At 72.5% G+C, this 18220-nt stretch carries 19 protein-coding genes; 10 read left to right on the top strand and 9 right to left on the bottom strand.

Features of this window, described 5'->3' with window-relative positions; translation table 11 throughout:
- Both ACYVID_RS01405 and msrA read right to left on the bottom strand, forming a co-directional pair.
- Nucleotides 1-464 (bottom strand): hypothetical protein (locus ACYVID_RS01405; RefSeq protein ID WP_460733707.1); only part of this gene is annotated, 464 nt, incomplete at its 3' end.
- A gap of 279 nt (nucleotides 465-743) precedes the next feature.
- Nucleotides 744-1391, bottom strand: a complete 648-nt coding sequence (gene msrA, locus ACYVID_RS01400; RefSeq protein WP_460733705.1) for a peptide-methionine (S)-S-oxide reductase MsrA — start codon at nucleotides 1389-1391, stop codon at nucleotides 744-746.
- A gap of 138 nt (nucleotides 1392-1529) precedes the next feature.
- On the opposite strand from msrA, the gene ACYVID_RS01395 reads away from it, so the two are divergent.
- From ACYVID_RS01395 to ilvA, 4 genes are read left to right on the top strand one after another with little or no spacing between them, the layout of a single operon-like run.
- Nucleotides 1530-2450: a hypothetical protein gene (locus ACYVID_RS01395; protein ID WP_460733703.1), complete on the top strand. Its 921-nt coding sequence runs from the start codon at nucleotides 1530-1532 to the stop codon at nucleotides 2448-2450.
- A 12-nt stretch (nucleotides 2451-2462) separates the two neighbouring features.
- Nucleotides 2463-3653 (top strand): cystathionine gamma-synthase, encoded by a 1191-nt coding sequence (locus ACYVID_RS01390; protein ID WP_300640616.1) that lies wholly within the window; start codon nucleotides 2463-2465, stop codon nucleotides 3651-3653.
- Between the two features lie 30 nt (nucleotides 3654-3683).
- Complete coding sequence (locus ACYVID_RS01385) at nucleotides 3684-5078, top strand: AI-2E family transporter (protein ID WP_460733700.1); 1395 nt, start codon at nucleotides 3684-3686, stop codon at nucleotides 5076-5078.
- Complete coding sequence (ilvA, locus tag ACYVID_RS01380; protein WP_460733698.1) at nucleotides 5075-6277, top strand: threonine ammonia-lyase; 1203 nt, start codon at nucleotides 5075-5077, stop codon at nucleotides 6275-6277. Before ACYVID_RS01385 ends, ilvA begins: the two co-directional genes overlap by 4 nt.
- A gap of 250 nt (nucleotides 6278-6527) precedes the next feature.
- Here ilvA and greA read toward each other — a convergent pair whose 3' ends face one another.
- Both greA and ACYVID_RS01370 read right to left on the bottom strand, forming a co-directional pair.
- Nucleotides 6528-7031 (bottom strand): transcription elongation factor GreA, encoded by a 504-nt coding sequence (greA, locus tag ACYVID_RS01375; protein WP_460733696.1) that lies wholly within the window; start codon nucleotides 7029-7031, stop codon nucleotides 6528-6530.
- Between the two features lie 268 nt (nucleotides 7032-7299).
- Nucleotides 7300-7701, bottom strand: a complete 402-nt coding sequence (locus ACYVID_RS01370) for a DUF4307 domain-containing protein (RefSeq protein WP_460733694.1) — start codon at nucleotides 7699-7701, stop codon at nucleotides 7300-7302.
- Nucleotides 7702-7843: 142 nt separating this feature from the next.
- Here ACYVID_RS01370 and mca point away from each other — a divergent pair, with 142 nt between their 5' ends.
- Nucleotides 7844-8737, top strand: coding sequence for a mycothiol conjugate amidase Mca (gene mca, locus ACYVID_RS01365; protein WP_460734023.1), 894 nt, complete (start codon nucleotides 7844-7846; stop codon nucleotides 8735-8737).
- 2 nt (nucleotides 8738-8739) lie between these two features.
- Nucleotides 8740-9021, top strand: a complete 282-nt coding sequence (locus ACYVID_RS01360; protein ID WP_460733693.1) for a hypothetical protein — start codon at nucleotides 8740-8742, stop codon at nucleotides 9019-9021.
- Nucleotides 9022-9060: 39 nt separating this feature from the next.
- On the opposite strand, the gene ACYVID_RS01355 is transcribed toward ACYVID_RS01360, so the two are convergent.
- From ACYVID_RS01355 to ACYVID_RS01335, 5 genes are all read right to left on the bottom strand, one after another.
- Entirely contained in the window at nucleotides 9061-9420 is a 360-nt protein-coding gene (locus ACYVID_RS01355) for a thioredoxin family protein (protein ID WP_460733691.1), read from the bottom strand.
- 133 nt (nucleotides 9421-9553) lie between these two features.
- On the bottom strand, nucleotides 9554-11056 hold the full coding sequence (locus tag ACYVID_RS01350) for a serine/threonine-protein kinase (RefSeq protein ID WP_460733689.1): 1503 nt from the start codon (nucleotides 11054-11056) through the stop codon (nucleotides 9554-9556).
- A gap of 106 nt (nucleotides 11057-11162) precedes the next feature.
- On the bottom strand, nucleotides 11163-11555 hold the full coding sequence (locus tag ACYVID_RS01345) for an ATP-binding protein (RefSeq protein WP_460733687.1): 393 nt from the start codon (nucleotides 11553-11555) through the stop codon (nucleotides 11163-11165).
- Between the two features lie 251 nt (nucleotides 11556-11806).
- A complete protein-coding gene (locus ACYVID_RS01340; protein WP_460733685.1) occupies nucleotides 11807-12220 on the bottom strand; it encodes a response regulator transcription factor in 414 nt (137 codons plus the stop codon).
- 113 nt (nucleotides 12221-12333) lie between these two features.
- Nucleotides 12334-12759, bottom strand: coding sequence for a response regulator transcription factor (locus tag ACYVID_RS01335; protein ID WP_460733683.1), 426 nt, complete (start codon nucleotides 12757-12759; stop codon nucleotides 12334-12336).
- Between the two features lie 125 nt (nucleotides 12760-12884).
- On the opposite strand from ACYVID_RS01335, the gene ACYVID_RS01330 reads away from it, so the two are divergent.
- The 4 genes from ACYVID_RS01330 (at nucleotide 12885) to ACYVID_RS01315 (ending at nucleotide 18207) form a co-directional block, all read left to right on the top strand.
- Nucleotides 12885-14492, top strand: coding sequence for a cation:proton antiporter domain-containing protein (locus tag ACYVID_RS01330; RefSeq protein ID WP_460733681.1), 1608 nt, complete (start codon nucleotides 12885-12887; stop codon nucleotides 14490-14492).
- A gap of 209 nt (nucleotides 14493-14701) precedes the next feature.
- Nucleotides 14702-16090, top strand: a complete 1389-nt coding sequence (locus ACYVID_RS01325) for an ABC transporter substrate-binding protein (RefSeq protein ID WP_460733679.1) — start codon at nucleotides 14702-14704, stop codon at nucleotides 16088-16090.
- Nucleotides 16091-16273: 183 nt separating this feature from the next.
- Nucleotides 16274-17251: a carbohydrate ABC transporter permease gene (locus ACYVID_RS01320; RefSeq protein WP_300640584.1), complete on the top strand. Its 978-nt coding sequence runs from the start codon at nucleotides 16274-16276 to the stop codon at nucleotides 17249-17251.
- Nucleotides 17248-18207 carry a carbohydrate ABC transporter permease gene (locus ACYVID_RS01315; protein WP_460733677.1) on the top strand — a complete coding sequence of 320 codons (960 nt, stop codon included), beginning with the start codon at nucleotides 17248-17250 and terminating at the stop codon, nucleotides 18205-18207. The genes ACYVID_RS01320 and ACYVID_RS01315 overlap by 4 nt, the downstream gene beginning before the upstream one ends.
- Nucleotides 18208-18220: the final 13 nt, after the last annotated feature.

Raw genomic sequence — 18220 nt, 5'->3', positions numbered from 1 at the left:
AAGGGTGCCTCGGCTCCGGTGGCGTCGGTGAGGCGGACGCTGACGGTGATCTGTTGTTCGCCGGTGCTGACGTCGATGGTCTTGGGTGTGAAGTCGAAGTTGCTCACCACCGGCGGCGCTGAGTCGGCGGCACCGTTGGTGACGGTGAGCTTGGTGGGGTGGTCGCGGAAGGTGGAGTCGCTGTTCCCGAGGGTGTCCTCGGTGGGGTAGAGCGTGACGTCCCAGGTGCCGGGTGCGGCGGTGGTGGGGATGGTGACGGTGCGGGTGTAGGTGCCGTCGGTGGCGTTGCCGGAGGTCTGGGTCATGCGTCCGAAGCCGGCGCTCTGGGTGGTCGAGTTGCTGGAGACCACGATGAAGGGTGCCTCGGCTCCGGTGGCGTCGGTGAGGCGGACGCTGACGGTGATCTGTTGTTCGCCGGTGCTGACGTCGATGGTCTTGGGTGTGAAGTCGAAGTTGCTCACCACCGGCGGCGCGGTGTCGGCCTCGCGTGCAGATGCGATGTGAGAGGGCGCCACGACGATGGACAGGACGATAAGCGCGCACGATAGAGCGCGCGCGAAGTTGCGCTTCATTCTTCCCCCACGAGAGTTCTGCCGGACTCAGATGCCGTCAGTTGAGGAAAGGGTAGGGAAGCGGACGCTGTCGCGCTGCATCTTCGACGATCCGAGTCGTACGCCGGATGCGATCGCGCCGAGGGCTGGGCCTCTACCGCGCGGCCGTTAGCCGAGCGCGCAGCCTGCCGCTCAGGCGGGGAACGGCACCCCGGTGTTGGCGTGGCAGCGGTATCCGTAGGGGTTCTTGTGCAGGTACTGCTGGTGCATGTCCTCGGCGTAGTAGTACGGCGTCTCGGAGGCGGGCCGGATCTCGGTGGTGATCGCGCCCAGTCCGCGCCGGGCCAGCTCGGCGCCGTAGACCTCCGTCAGCTCGCGGGCGACCTGCTCCTGCTCAGGGGTCGTCCAGTAGATCGCGGAGCGGTACTGCGTGCCCACGTCGTTGCCCTGTCGCATGCCCTGCGTGGGGTCGTGCACCTCGAAGAAGCGCTTCACCAGGTCGGCGTACGACACGACGCTGGGGTCGAAGACGACGCGCACGGCCTCGGTGTGGTTGGTGCGACCCGAGCACACCTCCTCGTACGACGGGTTGGGGGTCGTGCCACCGGCGTACCCGACCGAGGTCGACCAGACGCCGGGGAGCTGCCAGTAGATCTCCTCCGCGCCCCAGAAGCAGCCGAGACCGAAGATCGCGACCTCGTGGCCGGCCGGGGCGGTGTCGGTGACGAGCGGCGTGCCCAGCACCAGGTGCTTCTCGGAGAGGTGCCACGGGCGCTCGCTGCGGCCGGGGAGGGTCTGCTCGGGCTCGATGAGGGCGGTCTGCTTGCGGCCGAAGAGCACGGTCGGGCTCCTTCTGCTTGCGGTGGTGACGGGTAGCGGGCGACGCCTGGTGTGACGCCCGTCCATGTTTGCAACAACCCCAAGCCGAGCATGTTCCCGAGCAGTAGCTGACGGTGCACGAGAGGCTCGACCATGGGGATGTCAGGACGTCGAGGCGGGTCCCCGGGTGACGCCGACCTCCCCCTCTCGCCGCTGCAGGTACGCCGTCTGCACCAGCTGGTGGCGGCGGAACTCGCCCGTGCCGGCATCCAGGTGCGCCCGGTCGGCGAGGAGCTCGTCACCGACGGCGGCGCGGTCTTCCCCCTGCGTGACCTGGCCGCGGAGTGCACCACGCAGCCGACCGACCACTGGCCGCAGCTGGTGGACCGCCACGTCCAGGACGTGCTCATGCCGGGCCCGGCCTCCCTCGACGAGCTGCCCGACCACACGCTGCTCGAGGCCGCAGCGCTGCAGCTGGTCCCCACCGACTCGCTCCCGGACGGCTGGGACCCCGAGGCGCCTGCGCTCACCGACGACCTGACCTCCGTGGTCACCCTCGACCTCGGCGACGAGGCGCTCACGCCCCGCGCCGAGGCGCTGGTCGCCCGGGCGCCGCACGTGCCGTGGCGCGACCGGGCGGAGGCCAACCTGCGCGACAAGGCGCGCGAGATGCCGTTGCAGCACGAGCGCGTCGAGCCGGTCGACGACCCCGACGCCGGCTTCGAGGTCGTCCTGGGGGAGTCGGGCCTGGTGGCCAGCACCTCGCTCGTGCTCGACGACGTGCTGGACCGGGTCGAGGAGGAGGACGCGGGGCGTGGGGTGCTGGTCGGCGTCCCCTTCCGCCACCAGCTCGTCCTGCGCGTCGTCGAGGGCCCCGGTCTCGGCCGCAGCCTCGCGGCCATGGCCGACTACGTCAGCACCACGCACGCGCTGGCTCCCGGGCCGATCAGCCCGCTCGTGCACTGGGTCCACCACGACGACTGGCTGCCCGTCACCCGCGCGGGTGACGACGGTGGGGCGGCGGAGCGCCGGCTCGCCGAGGCCCTCGACCCCGAGGTCGCCCAGGCGCTCGACATCTGAGACTCTCGGCAGGTGAGCGAGCACACCTCAGACCACAGCGACACCCCTCCCGACTGGTCCGAGGCCGGCTTCGAGACCCGCGCCATCCATGCGGGCTACGAGCCGGACCCGACGACCGGTGCCGTGATCCCCCCGATCTACGCCACCTCGACCTACAAGCAGGACGGGGTCGGCGGGCTGCGCGGCGGCTACGAGTACTCCCGGTCCGCCAACCCCACCCGCACCGCACTCGAGGGCGCGCTCGCGGCGGTCGAGGGCGGCACCCACGGACTGGCTTTCGCCAGCGGCCTGGCCGCCGAGGACACCCTGCTCCGGTCGCTCTGCGCACCGGGCCAGCACGCGGTCATCCCCGACGACGCCTACGGCGGCACCTTCCGGCTCTTCGACAAGGTCGAGAAGGTCTGGGGCCTGCAGCACAGCCCCGCCCCGGTCTCCGACGTCGACGCCGTGCGCGCGGCCATCCGCCCCGGCGAGACCCGCCTGGTGTGGGTCGAGACCCCGACCAACCCGCTGCTCACGATCGGTGACGTGGAGGCGCTCGCGGCCGTCGCCCACGACGCGGGCGCGCTGCTGGTCGTCGACAACACCTTCGCCTCGCCGTACCTCCAGCAGCCCCTCACCCTCGGCGCCGACGTCGTCGTTCACTCCACGACCAAGTACGTCGGCGGCCACTCCGACGTCGTCGGCGGCGCCCTGGTGGTGCGCGACGACGAGCTCGCGGAGCGGCTGCGCTTCCACCAGAACGCGATGGGAGCGGTCGCCGGCCCCTTCGACGCCTGGCTCACCCTGCGCGGCCTCAAGACCCTCGCGGTGCGGATGGACCGCCACTGCGACAACGCCGAGCGGGTCGTCGAGCACCTGCTCGGCCACGCCGCCGTCGAGCAGGTCATCTACCCCGGGCTCGCCGACCACCCCGGCCACGAGGTCGCGACCAAGCAGATGAAGCGGTACGGCGGCATGGTGTCCTTCCGCGTCAAGGGCGGCGAGCAGGCGGCACTGGCGCTCTGCGAGCGCACCCACGTCTTCACGCTGGGGGAGTCCCTCGGCGGCGTCGAGTCGCTCATCGAGCACCCCGGCCGGATGACCCACGCGAGCGTCGCCGGCACCGACCTGGAGGTGCCCGCTGACCTGGTCCGGCTCAGCGTCGGCATCGAGTCGGTCGACGACCTGCTCGCCGACCTCGACCGCGCGCTGGCGGGCTGACGTGCCCGGCGCCGGCGCGAGGGCGTGGCGATGAGCGAGCAGCCCGACAGGCCCCTGCCGCCGGTCGCCGAGGACCTCGCCGACGGGCTCGTCGCCGCAGTCGGGACCCACCCCGACGACGGTGAGCCCGACCCCCGCGGCGGGCGGCACGAGCGACGCCGACTGCGTCGTGATCGCCCCCAGTCCGAGGCCGAGGGTCTCGCCCAGCGGCTCTTCGCCCAGTGGTCGGCCCTGCGCGACGAGCGTGAGCGCCAGCTCGCGCCTCCGCAGGTACGCCGTGAGGAGCTCGCCCGCTCCTCGGTCCCGCCGGGGCTGGACCTTGCCGCCGCCTGGTCGTGGCGGTTCCTGGTCATCGTGGCCGCCGTCGCGGTCATCGGCTGGGTGCTGGACTTCCTCATCGTCCTGGTCGTGCCGGTGGTGATCTCGCTGCTCGTCGCGGCGCTGGTGGTCCCGATCGTCGACCGGCTCGACCGCTGGTTGCCCCGGGGCCTCGCCGCCCTGCTGACCCTCGTGGCCGGCATCGCGGTCGTGGGGGCGCTGCTGACCTTCGTGGGCCGTGAGGTCGCCGGGGGCGCCAGCGACCTGGCCGACTCCACGGTCCAGGGGCTGGAGGAGATCCGCACCTGGCTGCGCGACGGCCCGCTCGACGCCACCGACTCCCAGATCGACGGCTACATCGACCAGGTGCAGCAGGCCATCACCGACCGCTCCCAGGACGGCGAGATGCTGACCCGGCTCACCGAGCTCGGCGTGACGCTCGGCCACGTCTTCGCCGGCTTCTTCATCGTGCTCTTCGCCACCTACTTCTTCATGGCCGACGGCGCCCGCATCTGGTCCTGGGTCGTCCGGCTCTCCCCGCGCACGGCGCGCGCCCGGGTCGACTCCTCGGGTCGGGTCGCGTGGATCTCGCTGCGGCAGTTCGTCCGCGCGACCGTCGTGGTGGCGCTGGTCGACGCGGTCGGGATCGCCTTGTGGGCGGCCGTCCTCGGGCTGCCCTTCGTCGCGGCCATCGGGGTCCTGGTGTTCCTCGGTGCCTTCGTGCCCATGGTCGGTGCCACGGTCGCGGGCTCGGTCGCCGTCCTCGTGGCGCTGGTCGACCAGGGCCCGTGGACGGCACTGCTCATGCTCATCGGGGTCATCGTGGTCCAGCAGGTCGAGGGCCACGTGCTGCAGCCCTTCCTCATGGGGCGCTGGGTCTCGGTCCACCCGCTCGGGGTCATCGTCGCCATCGCCACGGGCGTGCTGGTCGCGGGCATCGTGGGCGCGCTGGTCGCGGTCCCGCTCGTCGCGGCCCTCAACGCGGTCGGCCAGCACCTGGCGGCGTACACCGATCCCGGCGACGACCCCCTCGAGGAGCTCGAGGAGGACTACGCCGAGGACGCGGGTCCACCGCCGCCCGACCCGGAGCGGGAGGTCGAGGCGTGAGCGTCACGCTCGCCGACATCGAGGCCGCCCGGGTGTTGCTGGACGGCGTCGCCGTGCGCACGCCGATGGAGGAGTCGCGCTGGCTGTCGGCGGTCGCCGGCGGCGAGGTGCGGATCAAGGCCGAGAACCTCCAGCGCACGGGCTCCTTCAAGGCCCGCGGCGCGTACGTCCGGCTCTCCCGGCTCAGCGAGGAGGAGCGGGCCCGTGGGGTGGTGGCGGCAAGCGCGGGCAACCACGCCCAGGGCGTGGCCCTGGCCGCGCAGCTCGTCGGCACCCGCGCCACGGTCTTCATGCCCGAGGGCGCCCCGATCCCGAAGGAGCGCGCCACCCGCGGGTACGGCGCCGAGGTGGTCTTCACAGGCACCTACCTCGAGGACGCGCTGGTCGCCGCGCGCGAGTTCAGCGAGCGCACGGGAGCGGTGCTGATCCACCCCTTCGACCACGAGGACATCATCGCCGGGCAGGGGACCGTCGGGCTCGAGGTGCTCGAGCAGCTCCCCGAGGCCGCCTGCATCGTCGTGCCCACCGGCGGGGGCGGGCTGCTCGCCGGGGTCGCGCTGGCCGTGAAGGCGCTGCGCCCCGACGTACGCGTCGTCGGGGTGCAGGCCAAGGACGCCGCCGCCTACCCCGGCTCGCTCGAGGCCGGTCGCCCCACGCCGCTGGAGCAGATGCGCACCATGGCCGACGGCATCGCGGTCGGGCGCCCCGGCGACCTCACCTTCGCTGCCGTGCGCGACCACGTCGACGACGTCGTGACCGTCTCCGAGGACTCCCTGGCCCGGGCGGTGCTGGCGCTGGCGGAGCGGGCCAAGCTCGTCTCCGAGCCGGCCGGCGCGGCCGCGGTGGCGGCGCTCCTCGACGACCCGTCGCGCTTCCCGACGCCGTGCGTCGCGGTGGTCTCCGGCGGCAACATCGACCCGCTGCTGCTGGGGAAGGTGATCCGGCACGGCATGGCCGCGGCGGGTCGCTACCTCAACCTCACCATCACCATCCCCGACGTCCCGGGCGGCCTGGCCCGGCTGCTCGCCGTCGTCGGCGGCTCGGGGGCCAACGTCCTCGAGGTCGCCCACGAGCGGATCTCCCCGACCCTCTCGGTCGACGAGGTCGACGTGATGCTGCAGCTGGAGACCCGCGGGGCCGAGCACTCCGGAGCGGTCCTCGCCCAGCTGCGGGCGCAGGGGTACCGCGTCCTGGAGTGACTGGTGGGGCTTGTGGGGCGGGACCGGGGTGTGAGGCTCAGCGGGGGGCCGCTGCACCTGACGGTGCGCCGCTGCACCTTCATCGGGGCGGCGTGAGGTTCAGCGGGGCGCCGATGAACCTCACGGTGGGCCGATGAACCTCACGTCGCAGGACGAACGCGACACCCCCACCACGAAGACGCCCCGACGGCGGACCGTCGGGGCGTCGTGAGGTGGTGACAGCGCGGGCGCGCCGTACGTCGGGGGCTGCTCAGCCGGTGTAGGGCTCGGCGTCGAGGATGACGACCTCGAGCGTCTTGCCGTTGGGTGCGGTGTAGGAGACCGTGTCGCCCTTCGAGGCACCGTTGATCGCGGCACCCAGCGGGGACTGGGGCGAGTAGACCGTGAGGCCCTCGGGCTCGATCTCGCGGGCACCGAGGAGGAAGGTCTCGGCCTCGTCGTCGTCGTCACCGACGAACTTGTAGGTGACCTTCATGCCGGGCTCGACGACGCCGTCGTCGGGAGGGGTCTCGCCGACCTCGGCGCGGCGGAGCATGTCCTCGAGCTGGAGGATGCGGCCCTCGATCCGGCCCTGCTCCTCGCGGGCCGCGTGGTAGCCGCCGTTCTCCTTGAGGTCGCCCTCGTCCCGGGCAGCGCTGATCCTCTCGATGACCTCCTGGCGCACGGGGCCCTTGAGGTTCTCGAGCTCGGCGACGAGCTTGTCGTACGCCGACTGGGTCAGCCAGATCTTGTCCTGCTGGGGGGACTGCGTCATGGGGTACTCCTGCCGTGGAGCCGCGGGGTGCTCCGCACCGGCGCTGCGGTGCGGCCCCACGACCCGTCTCGTTGCTTCGGGTGCGGAACTGCTGCGAATCGTCGGACCACCTCCGGCGGCCACGATGTGGCCGTACGACGGAGGTCGCTGGGCCAAGCGCGATCAGCCCTGCGGGACGGTCGGTCTGGCCACTGTAGCAACGTCCACGCCTGGCCGCAGGTGCTTGCGGCCACCCCGAGGGGTGGCGGGGCCGGCCGTGCGGCTCGGGTCAGCGCGGGCGCTGCTGGCCCTCGGCGGTGCAGCCGACCTTCTCCACGGCCGTCGCCTCGCGCTCGGTGCGGATCGGCACCGACATCCGACCGGAGCCGCCGGGGGTGAAGACCGCCTCACCGACGGTGACCTTGTCCTCGGCCAGCGCCCGCAGCACGCACTGCACGTCGCTGGCCTCGTCGCTGAGCTCGACCTGGACGTCCGCGACGACCTCGTGCTGGTCGGTCACGGTGAAGCCCACCAGCTCCGACTGCGCGGCCGGGGTCGCGTGGCTCCACGCGGCCCACGCGAGGAACAGCCCGCCCACCAGCGCCAGCGCGACCGCCGTCGCGATGCCGGCGGTGCGCCGCCACGGCCGCGGTGCGCCGTAGCGCTGCGTCATCAGGTCCTGCGAGCTCACACCTCGATGGTGCCACCCACCACCCACCGGGCCCACCTCGCGGTCCGCGGCCCCTCCTACGATGGGACCCATGTCGCAGCACGCGCACGCCGACGGGGCGCCGCCCCAGGTCGAGCACCGCCCGTACGCCGGTCTCCGCCTCATGCACGTCCACGCCCACCCCGACGACGAGTCGTCGAAGGGCGCGGCGTCGACGGCCAGGTACGTCGCCGAGGGCGCCCAGGTCCACGTCGTCACCTGCACCGGCGGCGAGCGCGGCTCGATCCTCAACCCCAAGATGGACCGCCCCGACATCCTCGAGAACATCACCGAGGTGCGTCGCCAGGAGATGGAGCGCGCCCGCGACATCCTCGGCATCACCCAGCACTGGCTGGGTTTCGTCGACTCCGGCTGGCCCGACGGCGACCCCAAGCCGCCGCTGCCGGAGGGCTGCTTCGGCCTCGTCGACCTCGAGGAGGCGACCGAGGCGCTGGTGCGGATCGTGCGGGAGGTCCGCCCGCACGTCATGACGACGTACGACGAGCGCGGGGGCTACCCCCACCCCGACCACATCCGCTGCCACGAGGTGTCGGTGGCGGCGTTCGCGGCGGCCGGCGACCCCGAGCGGTTCCCCGACGCGGGGGAGCCGTGGCAGCCGCTGAAGCTCTACTACCACCACTCCTTCAACCGCCCGCGCATGCAGGCGCTGCACGACGCGATGCTCCAGCACGGGCTGGAGTCGCCGTGGGAGGAGCGGCTGCGCGACTGGAAGCCGGAGCCGGAGTGGGACGCCCGGATCACCACGCGGGTGCGCTGCGACCGGTGGTTCGGCGTGCGCGACCAGGCACTGCTGGCGCACGCCACCCAGATCGACCCCGACGGCTTCTGGTTCGCCATCCCGCGCGAGCTGCAGGCCGAGGTGTGGCCCCACGAGGACTTCGAGCTGGTCACCAGCCACCTCCCCGACCACCCCGACGCCACTGTCGGCCAGGTCACCGAGGACGACCTCTTCGCCGGCCTCCTGGACCACCCCGACCGCACCGGTGGCAGGATCTGAGCATGCTCGTCGACGCGTTCCTCTCCGTGCTGCCCGCGCTGCTGCCGGGGAACCTCGACCCCGCCCCCGAGCCCGAGGACGTCAAGGCGGGCTGGACCGCCTTCGGGCTCTTCCTCGGTGGCGTGGCCACCGTCGCCCTGCTGGGCTGGAGCCTGGTCCGGCAGCTGCGCAAGGTCGAGGACGCCCGCCAGCGCGGGGTCTACGGCGAGCCGGAGGAGCAGGAGCAGGCTGACGCTGCTGACGCCCCCGCGGCCGACAGCACCGAGGACACCCCCCAGGCCTGAGCGCCGGCGGCTCTGCGGCGCCCGGCCCCGTGAGCGGGCTCAGCCCTGCTGGGCGACCTGCGCGCGCACCTCGTCCATGTCCAGGCCCTTGACCGCGGTGATGACCTGGTCGAGGCCGGCCGGCGGCAGCGCGCCCGGCTGGGCGAAGACCAGGATGCCGTCGCGGAAGGCCATCAGGGTCGGGATCGAGGAGATGCCGGCCGCGGCCGAGAGCTCCTGCTGCTCCTCGGTGTTGACCGAGCCGAAGGTGATGTCGGGGTGGGCCTCGCTGGCCGCCTCGTAGGTCGGCGCGAACTGCCGGCACGGGCCGCACCAGCTGGCCCAGAAGTCGACGAACAGGATGTCGTCGCTCTTCACGTGCGACTCGAAGTTCTCGGCGGTCAGGTCGATGGTGGCCATGGCCCCCACCGTACGACGCCTCCGGATAGCGGCCACCCCCGCCGGTGGCCCGGGGTCGAGGTGCAGGGACGCGCTGCTGCGCGTCACCGGGCCTCGACCCGGGCCTCGACCCGGGCCTCGACCCCTCAGCCCCTCAGCCCTTCTTGGGCCCCTTCTCCTTCGGGCCCTTGTCCTTCTTCTTCTCCTGGCCGGGCGGTCCGCCGGCAGGGCCGCGGTCCTCGCTGCTCGCGGGGCCGTCGTCCTCGACCAGCTCCTCCACCGGAGACGGTTCGGGCGCGTCGGTGGGGTCGTCCGGTTCCTGAGTGCTCGACGAGGGGCTCGCACCCGGACGGACGGGGTCGCGCGAGTCGGAGGGGTCCTCGCTCCCGCTGGTGGCACCGCCGGCCGCGATCGCGGTGACGAGGATCAGCAGCACCAGTGCGGCCAGGGCGCCGGCCAGACCCCGCTGGTGCGGCTCGAGCCCGCGACAGCGGGCCGCGAGGGCGCCGGGGACGCGGGCGAGCGCGTCGCCGGCCCGGTCCAGCGCGGGCACCGCGGGACGTACGCCGAGCGGCCCGACCTCGGGGTGGGAGGCCGCTGCGGGTCCGGCCGGGTCCGCGGCCTGGGCGGACGGTGCGGCGGCAGCGGCAGCAGGGCCAGCAGGGCCGGCAGGGTCGGGAGAGCCGGCAGATCCAGGAGCGGCTGCGGAGGCAGCGGCCGCGGTCGGGACGACGGCGGTCGTCGCGACGGGTGCGGTGAGCACCGCGGTCGGTGCCGGGTCGTCACCGGCGTCCGGGCCGGGAGCGGGACCGATGCCCGGGAGCGACCCGAGCCGAGGGAGCTCGCCACCGGCGGCGGCTCCTGCGCCGCAGACCCGCACGACCTCGGCGGTCGTCGGCCGGTCGGCCGGGTCGGCCGCGGTCATGGCGCGCAGGAGGCCGGGCCACCCGGTGGGCAGGTCGTCGGGGACGTCGGGGTCGCGGTGCAGGCGGGCCAGCGCGGCCTCGGTGGCGCTGCCCGGGAAGGCGCGGGTGCCGGTGAGGGCCTCGAGCAGGACCAGGCCGAGGGCGTAGACGTCGGCGCAACCCGTGACGTCCTCGCCCCGCACCTGCTCCGGTGCGAGGTAGGCGGCGGTGCCGATGGCCGTGCCGGTGCGGGTGTGGCGCACGGTGTCGCCGATCAGCCGCGCGATGCCGAAGTCGGCGAGCTTGACCCGGCCGTCGTCGCTGAGCAGCACGTTGCCCGGCTTCACGTCGCGGTGCACGACGCCCCGCTCGTGGGCGAAGGCCAGGCCGGCGGCCACCTCGGCCCCGATCCGAGCCACCTCGCGCGCCGGGAGCGGACCCTCGCGCAGCGCGTCGGACAGGGCCCGCCCCTCGACGAGCTCCATGACCAGGAACGGTCGGTCGTCCTCGTCGCCGATGCCCGCGTCGAGGACCATCACCAGGTTGCGGTGCGACAGCGAGGCGAGCGTGCGGGCTTCTGCCACGAACCGGGCCCGGTCGGAGGCGTCGCCGGCGACGTCGCGCAGCAGCTTGACCGCTACGGGCCGCTGCAGCGTGGTGTCGGTGGCCCGGTGGACGTCGGCGGTCCCGCCGGACCCGAGTCGGGCCTCGAGGCGGTAGCGCTCGCGCAGGACGGGGGGCACCGCGGGCACCGGGGGACTCCTCGGGGGTGGGGGACGGGGTCCGGCTCACCCTTCCCCCGGGACCCGCCCTTCACTCCCGCCCCGGGTGTGAGCAGAGCGACCCGCCACGCGACGATCAGGCGACGGCGAGCTGCATCTCGGCGACGACACAGGTGAGGTCGTCGCGCTGGTCGACCCGCCAGGACCGGCAGACCTGGTCGACGATCACGAGGCCGCGACCGCGGTCCGCGTCGAGGTCCTCCGGACGGGCTGCGGGCACGGTCGAGTCACCGTGGTCGGTGACCTCGAGGACCAGCCGGTCGTGCTCGAGGGTCCAGCAGACCTCCAGACGACCGTCGCGGTCGGGCTGACCGTGCTGGACGGCGTTGGAGACCAGCTCGCTGAGGACCAGCGTGGCGTCGTACACGACGGACTCGCCGACGCCCTCACGCTCGAGCGCGGCCCGCAGCCGGTGGCGTGCGACGCCGACGCTGACCGCCTCGTGGGCCAGGTGGTGTGTCTCGTGCATGTGGTCACCCCTCTCCGCGGACTGGTATACCCGTTCTCGACGGGCGGACACGTCGCGCAGGGGGGTGAGTGGCACTCGCCACGTCCAACGAGGGTGCGGGTCGTGACGTCCTCGAGAGCGGACCGAAGCCGACCGCCGCCGGCCCGGGGTCGAGGTCGCCGGCGGCGTGACGACCCGGCCGGGTGGAGACCGTCGCCTGGGATCGCGCGGGACGCGGGCGAGGCGCCGGGGCGCGCGACGGCGCCCTCGGGTCAGAAGCCGCCGGCCGCGCCGGGCGGGGTCATCGCGAACTGCATCGCCCGCTCGTCGAGCAGCAGGTGGATGCGCTCGACCAGCTCCTCGCGGGAGAAGGGCTTGGCCAGGAAGTCGTCGGCGCCCGCGACGTAACCGTTGCGGATGTCCTGGCGCGTGGCCAGCGCCGAGAGCATGAGCATGACCGGGCGGGCGGTGCCGGTGATGTCCTTGCACGCGCGCAGGACCTCGAGGCCGGTCATCCCCGGCATCATGTTGTCGAGCACGACCAGGTCGTAGCCGCCGCGGGTGATGGCGCGCAGGGCGGCGACGCCGTCACCGACACCCTCGACCTCGTGCCCGGCGCGCTGGACCACCAGGCGCAGGAGCAGTCGGAGGTCCTCGTCGTCCTCGGCGATCAGGATGCGTGCCATGAGCACATCATCGACCCCGGGGGTGGGTTCCTGAGCCGATTGGCCAGATCCCTCGCTCGTCGTGACGGGCCGGACGGCGCCTCCAGGGGGCGTCCCGGGGGAGCAGGTGCCTTTCAGCCGGCGGCCGCGGTGCCCCCGTGGCTGTCGTGGTGACCCGGTCGGCGGGTCAACGTGCGCTCGTCCAGCAGCATCCGGACCCGGTCCACCAGCTCCTCGGTGGCGAACGGCTTGGCCAGGAAGTCGTCCGCGCCGCGCACGTAGTAGGAGCGGATGTCGGCTCGGGTGGCCAGGGCGGAGATCACCACCATGAGCGGGCGCTCGGTACGCCGCAGCAGCGCCACCGACTCCAGGACCTCGACGCCGGTCATCCGCGGCATCATGTTGTCGAGCAGGACGACGTCGAAGGCCTCCCGCGACATCGCCTCGAGCGCCTCGACCCCGTCGCGCGCCTCGCTCACCCGGTAGCCGGCGCGGTGCAGCACCAGTCGCAGGAGGAGCCGGAGGTCGGCGTCGTCCTCGGCGATCAGGATGCGGGTCACCTGCTGCCGATCGGCGGCCGCGGGCCCGACCTGAGCAGCGGCGCACGGCGGAGCGCGGCGGCGCGCGGCGGCGCACGGTGGCGCCGTGACGTCGTACGACGGCGGCCGGGCGCCACAATGCGTGCGTGGACGACCCGACCGCCATCCTGCTCGGCGCCCTGGTCGGCGGGCTGGCGGCCGGCGCGCTGCGGCTGCCGCCCCTGCTCGGCTTCCTCGCGGCGGGCTTCGTGCTGCACGTGCTCGGGGTCGCTCCGGTCCCCGCGCTCGACACCGCCGCCGACCTGGGCGTGACCGTGCTGCTCTTCGGGGTCGGGCTCAAGCTCGACGTGCGCACCCTGGTGCGCCGCGAGGTCTGGGTGACGGCCACGGTGCACCTGGTCGCCTCCACCGTGCTGGTCGCTGGCCTGCTGGTGCTCCTGGGTGCGGTCGTGGCTGCCGTCGGGCTCGGGCTCGGGGCCGGTCCGCTGGCCGGGTCCGACGCGCATGCCCTGCTGCTGGTGGGCCTCGCGCTGTCGTTCTCGAGCACGGTCTTCGTGGTCAAGCTGCTCGAGGAGCGCAGCGCCACCCGGTCCCTGGGCGGCCGCACCGCCATCGGGGTCCTGGTCGTCCAGGACCTCGCTGCGGTGGTGTTCCTGGCCGTGGCCGATGCCGAGGGCCCCAGCCCCTGGGCGCTGTTGCTGGTGCTCCTCCTTCCCGGCGCCTGGCTGCTGCGCCGGCTGCTCGGCGCGGTGGGCCACGACGAGCTGCTGCCGCTGCTGGGCGTGGTCCTCGCTCTGGTCCCCGGCTACGCGCTCTTCGACGCGGTCGGGCTCAAGGGCGACCTCGGCGCGCTGGTGCTGGGCATGCTGCTCGCCGGTCACCGCCGCGCACCGGAGCTGAGCAAGAGCCTCTTCACGCTCAAGGACCTGCTGCTCGTGGCGTTCTTCGTCTCCATCGGCCTGCAGGGACTGCCCGGCCCCGGGGAGCTGGGCCTGGCGCTGCTCCTGGTGGCGCTGCTGCCGCTGAAGGCGCTGGGCTTCGCGGTGCTGCTGTGGGCGGCGCGGCTGCGCCGGCGCACGTCGGTGCTGACCGGGGTCGCACTGGCCAACTACTCCGAGTTCGGGCTGATCGTGGTCGCCGGGGCCCCGGCCGGGTGGCTGGGCGAAGAGTGGCTGACCGTGGTGGCGACCGCGGTGGCCGCCGGTTTCGTCCTCGGGTCGCTGCCGGGGCGCCACCCCGAGCGGCTGATGGACCTCGTGCGTCGGGTGCTGCCCGACCGGCCCCGCGAGGAGCTGCACCCCGAGGACCGGCCGCTCGACGTCGGTGACGCCCAGGCGGTGGTCCTGGGCATGGGACGCGTCGGCAGTGCGGCGTACCGGCGGCTGCGGGAGGAGTACGGCCTGCGCGTGGTCGGGCTGGAGAGCTCCCGCGAGCGGTGCGAGCGGCTGCGGGCGAAGGGGGTGGAGGTGGTCGAAGGGGATGCGACCGACCCCGAGCTGTGGCACCACCGGCCGCTGTGCCACGTGCCGATCGTGCTGCTGGCGATGCCCTTCCACGGCAACAACCTCGATGCCCTCCGACAGCTCCAGGGCAACGGCTTCACCGGCACCGTCGCGGTGGTCGCGCAGTACGACGAGGACCTGCGCTCCGCGACCCGGGCCGGGGCCTCGGTGGGCTTCCAGCTGTACGACGGGGCGGGAGCCGAGCTGGCCGACCGGGCCGTGCTCGCGGCAGGACTGGGCGGCCAATCGTAGGGCTGGGGTGGCCGCGGCCCCCCGGGGCGGTCCCCGGGGGCGGATCGGCCGGCGCAGACCGGGGCCGGAGCGTCTCGGACGGGTGTGACCTGCGTTACAGAATCGTGACCCGGAAGCGTTGACGGCACCGATGCGTAAGCGGTTGCATTCGGCGTACGCAAGGAACCGTGGGACGGCGGTGGGCCGGCCCCGAACAAGAGAGGGACCCGATGCGCTCACGCAAGATCCGCCGCGGTGCCGTGGCCGTCCTGGCGGTCGCGTCGCTCGGCCTCGCCGGCTGTGCCAGCGACGACGACGGTGACACCAACGAGCCCCAGTCCGCCGGGGGCACCTGGCCCGGCGAGGGCAACGCCGACTGCGAGGGCCTCGAGCAGCTCTCCGAGTTCGGCGACCTGACCGGCACCACGGTCAGCGTCTACACCTCGATCCTCCCGCCCGAGCAGGAGGCGCACGAGGCGTCGTACGAGCTGTTCACCACCTGCACCGGCGCCGAGGTCGACTACGAGGGCTCGGACCAGTTCGAGACCCAGCTGGTCGTGCGCCTGCAGGCCAACAACGCCCCCGACATCGCCTACATCCCGCAGCCCGGCCTCCTGCGCACCGTCGTGGAGTCCGGCCAGGTCGTCGCGGCCCCCGAGCCCACCGCCGACAACGTCGACGAGTTCTTCGGTGAGGACTGGAAGTCCTACGGCACCGTCGACGACACCTTCTACGCCGCCCCGCTGGGCGCCAGCGTGAAGTCGTTCGTGTGGTACTCCCCGACCATGTTCGAGGAGAACGGCTGGGAGATCCCCGAGACCTGGGACGACATGCTCGCCCTCTCCGACGAGATCGTCGACTCCGGCATGAAGCCGTGGTGCGTGGGCATCGAGTCCGGCGAGGCCACCGGCTGGGTCGCCACCGACTGGCTCGAGGACGCCATGCTCCGCACCGCCGGTGCCGAGGTCTACGACCAGTGGGTCAACCACGAGATCCCCTTCAACGACCCGGCCGTGGTCGAGGCCCTCGACCTCGTCGGCGGCATCATGAAGAACCCCGACTACGTCAACGCGGGCTTCGGCGACGTCAACTCCATCGCCACCACCGCCTTCCAGGACGGCGGCCTGCCGATCCTCGAGGGTGACTGCGCCCTGCACCGCCAGGCGTCCTTCTACGCCGCCCAGTGGCCGGAGGGCACCGACGTGTCCGAGGACGGCGACGTCTTCGCCTTCTACCTGCCCACCACCAACGACGAGAACGGTCGTCCCGTCCTCGGTGGCGGCGAGTTCGTGGCCGCGTTCGACAACCGTCCCGAGGTCCAGGCGTTCCAGACCTACCTCTCGACCGACGTGTGGGCCAACCAGAAGGCGATCAACACCCCGGGTGGCGGCTGGGTCAGCGCCAACACCGGCCTCGACGCCTCCAACCTGACCAGCCCGATCGACCAGCTCTCGGCCGAGACCTTCCAGGACCCCGAGGCGGTCTTCCGCTTCGACGGTTCCGACCAGATGCCCAGCGCCGTGGGTGCCGGGTCCTTCTGGCGGGAGATGACCGCCTGGGTGACCGGTGACGACAGCGAGACCGCGCTGGAGAACATCGAGAACTCCTGGCCGTCCTGACCAGGTGACGGTGGCGGTCGGCACACGCCGGCCGCCACCGTCCTCGCTCCACCCCGGCGCACTCCTCCCGTGGTGTGCTGGACCCGCACGACCCGCACGACCCGCACGACCCGCCCGACCCCCGACCTCCCGGGACCCTCCCTGAGCGGAGGGCGAGCCCGGCCCCGATGAGGGAGTGACGCGTTGACTACCCCCGAGAAGCTCGTCCAGATGGTCATCGCCGTCGCCATCTTCTACGGCGTCGTGGCCCTGATCCTGCTGGCGACCCAACGGCTGCGCTCCCGCTCCGGCGAGCGCGTGCAGGCGGCGGCCTTCCTCGGCCCCTCGCTGCTGCTCATCGGCATCGGCCTGCTCTACCCGGCCGGGGTCACGATCTACGACTCCTTCTTCGGTGGCTCGGTGTTCACCAAGGAGTTCGTCGCCTTCGACAACTACCAGCGGCTCTTCACCGACTCCAACCAGCTCGAGGTCCTGCGCAACACCCTGTTCTGGGTGGTCCTGACCCCGCTGCTCTCCACCGCCATCGGCCTGCTGTACGCCGTGCTGGTGGACCGCGCCTCCTTCGAGAAGTTCGCCAAGGCGCTGCTCTTCCTGCCGATGGCGATCTCGATGGTGGGCGCCTCGATCATCTGGAAGTTCGTCTACGACTTCCGCTCCGGCCAAGGCTCGGAGACCGTGCAGATCGGCCTGCTCAACCAGGTCCTGCAGTGGCTGGGCCTGGAGCCCTACAACTTCCTGCTCAACGGTCCGTGGAACACGCTGTTCCTCATCGTGATCCTGGTCTGGATCCAGGCCGGTTTCGCGATGACCCTGCTCTCGGCCTCCATCAAGGCCATCCCCGAGGACATCGTCGAGGCCGCCCGGCTCGACGGGGTCAGCGGCTGGAAGATGTTCCGCCACATCACGGTGCCGAGCATCCGGCCCACGCTGATCGTGGTCCTCACGACCATCACGATCGCCACGCTCAAGGTCTTCGACATCGTCCAGACCGCGACCGGCGGCAACTTCGGCACCAGCGTCCTGGCCTACGAGTTCTACCGGCAGTACTTCATCGCCGGGAACCAGGGCCTGGCCGCGGCGATCGCCGTCGTGATCTTCGTGCTGGTCATGCCGATCGTCATCTACAACGTCCGTCAGATGCGCAAGCTGGAGGCCCGATGACCACCACGACCCCGCCGGCACCTCCCGCGCAGCCGGAGCCGCCGACCTCCTCGGGCAAGCCGATCCCGGCCTCGACGGCAGCCAAGTCGGCCCTGACCAACCGCTGGGCCTCGGCCGCGGCGCTGCTCATCGCGATCCTGTGGACCATCCCTACCTTCGGCCTGCTGATCTCGTCGTTCCGCCCGGAGAACGAGGTGAAGTCCAACGGCTGGTGGAACTTCTTCAGCAGCCCCTCCTTCACCCTCGACAACTACACCCAGGTGCTGGAGGGCGGCTCCGGCGGCGGCGGGCTGATGACCAACCTCGTGAACTCGGTGGTCATCACGATCCCGTCGGTGCTGATCCCGATCAGCCTGGCGACCATGGCGGCGTACGCCTTCGCCTGGATGGACTTCAAGTTCCGCGACACCCTCTTCGTGGCGGTCTTCGCGCTGCAGATCGTGCCGATCCAGGTGACCCTGGTGCCGCTGCTCTCGCTCTACGTCGACCCGCCGTTCGACCTGCTGCCGCTCGCCGGCCGGGACGCGCCCGGTGGCGGCTTCTACACGATCTGGCTCTCGCACTCGATCTTCGCGATGCCGTTGGCGATCTTCCTGCTGCACAACTTCATGCGCGAGATCCCCGGCGAGCTGATCGAGTCCGCCCGCGTCGACGGCGCCGGGCACGTGCAGATCTTCACCCGCGTGATGCTGCCGCTCATGGCCCCGGCGATCGCCGCCTTCGGCATCTTCCAGTTCCTGTGGGTCTGGAACGACCTGCTCGTCGCACTGGTCTTCAGCTCCCCGGAAGCCGCGCCGATGACCGTGAAGCTGGTCAGCCTGGTCGGTCAGCGGGCCGAGGACTGGCAGCTGCTCGCCTCGGGCGCCTTCGTGTCCCTGATCATCCCGCTGATCGTGTTCCTGGCCCTGCAGCGCTACTTCGTGCGCGGGCTGCTCGCGGGCAGTGTCAAGGGATGAGCTAGGCCCGGGC

Source organism: Nocardioides ginkgobilobae, from assembly GCF_054781275.1.
This window is presented reverse-complemented; position numbering and strand designations above follow the sequence as displayed.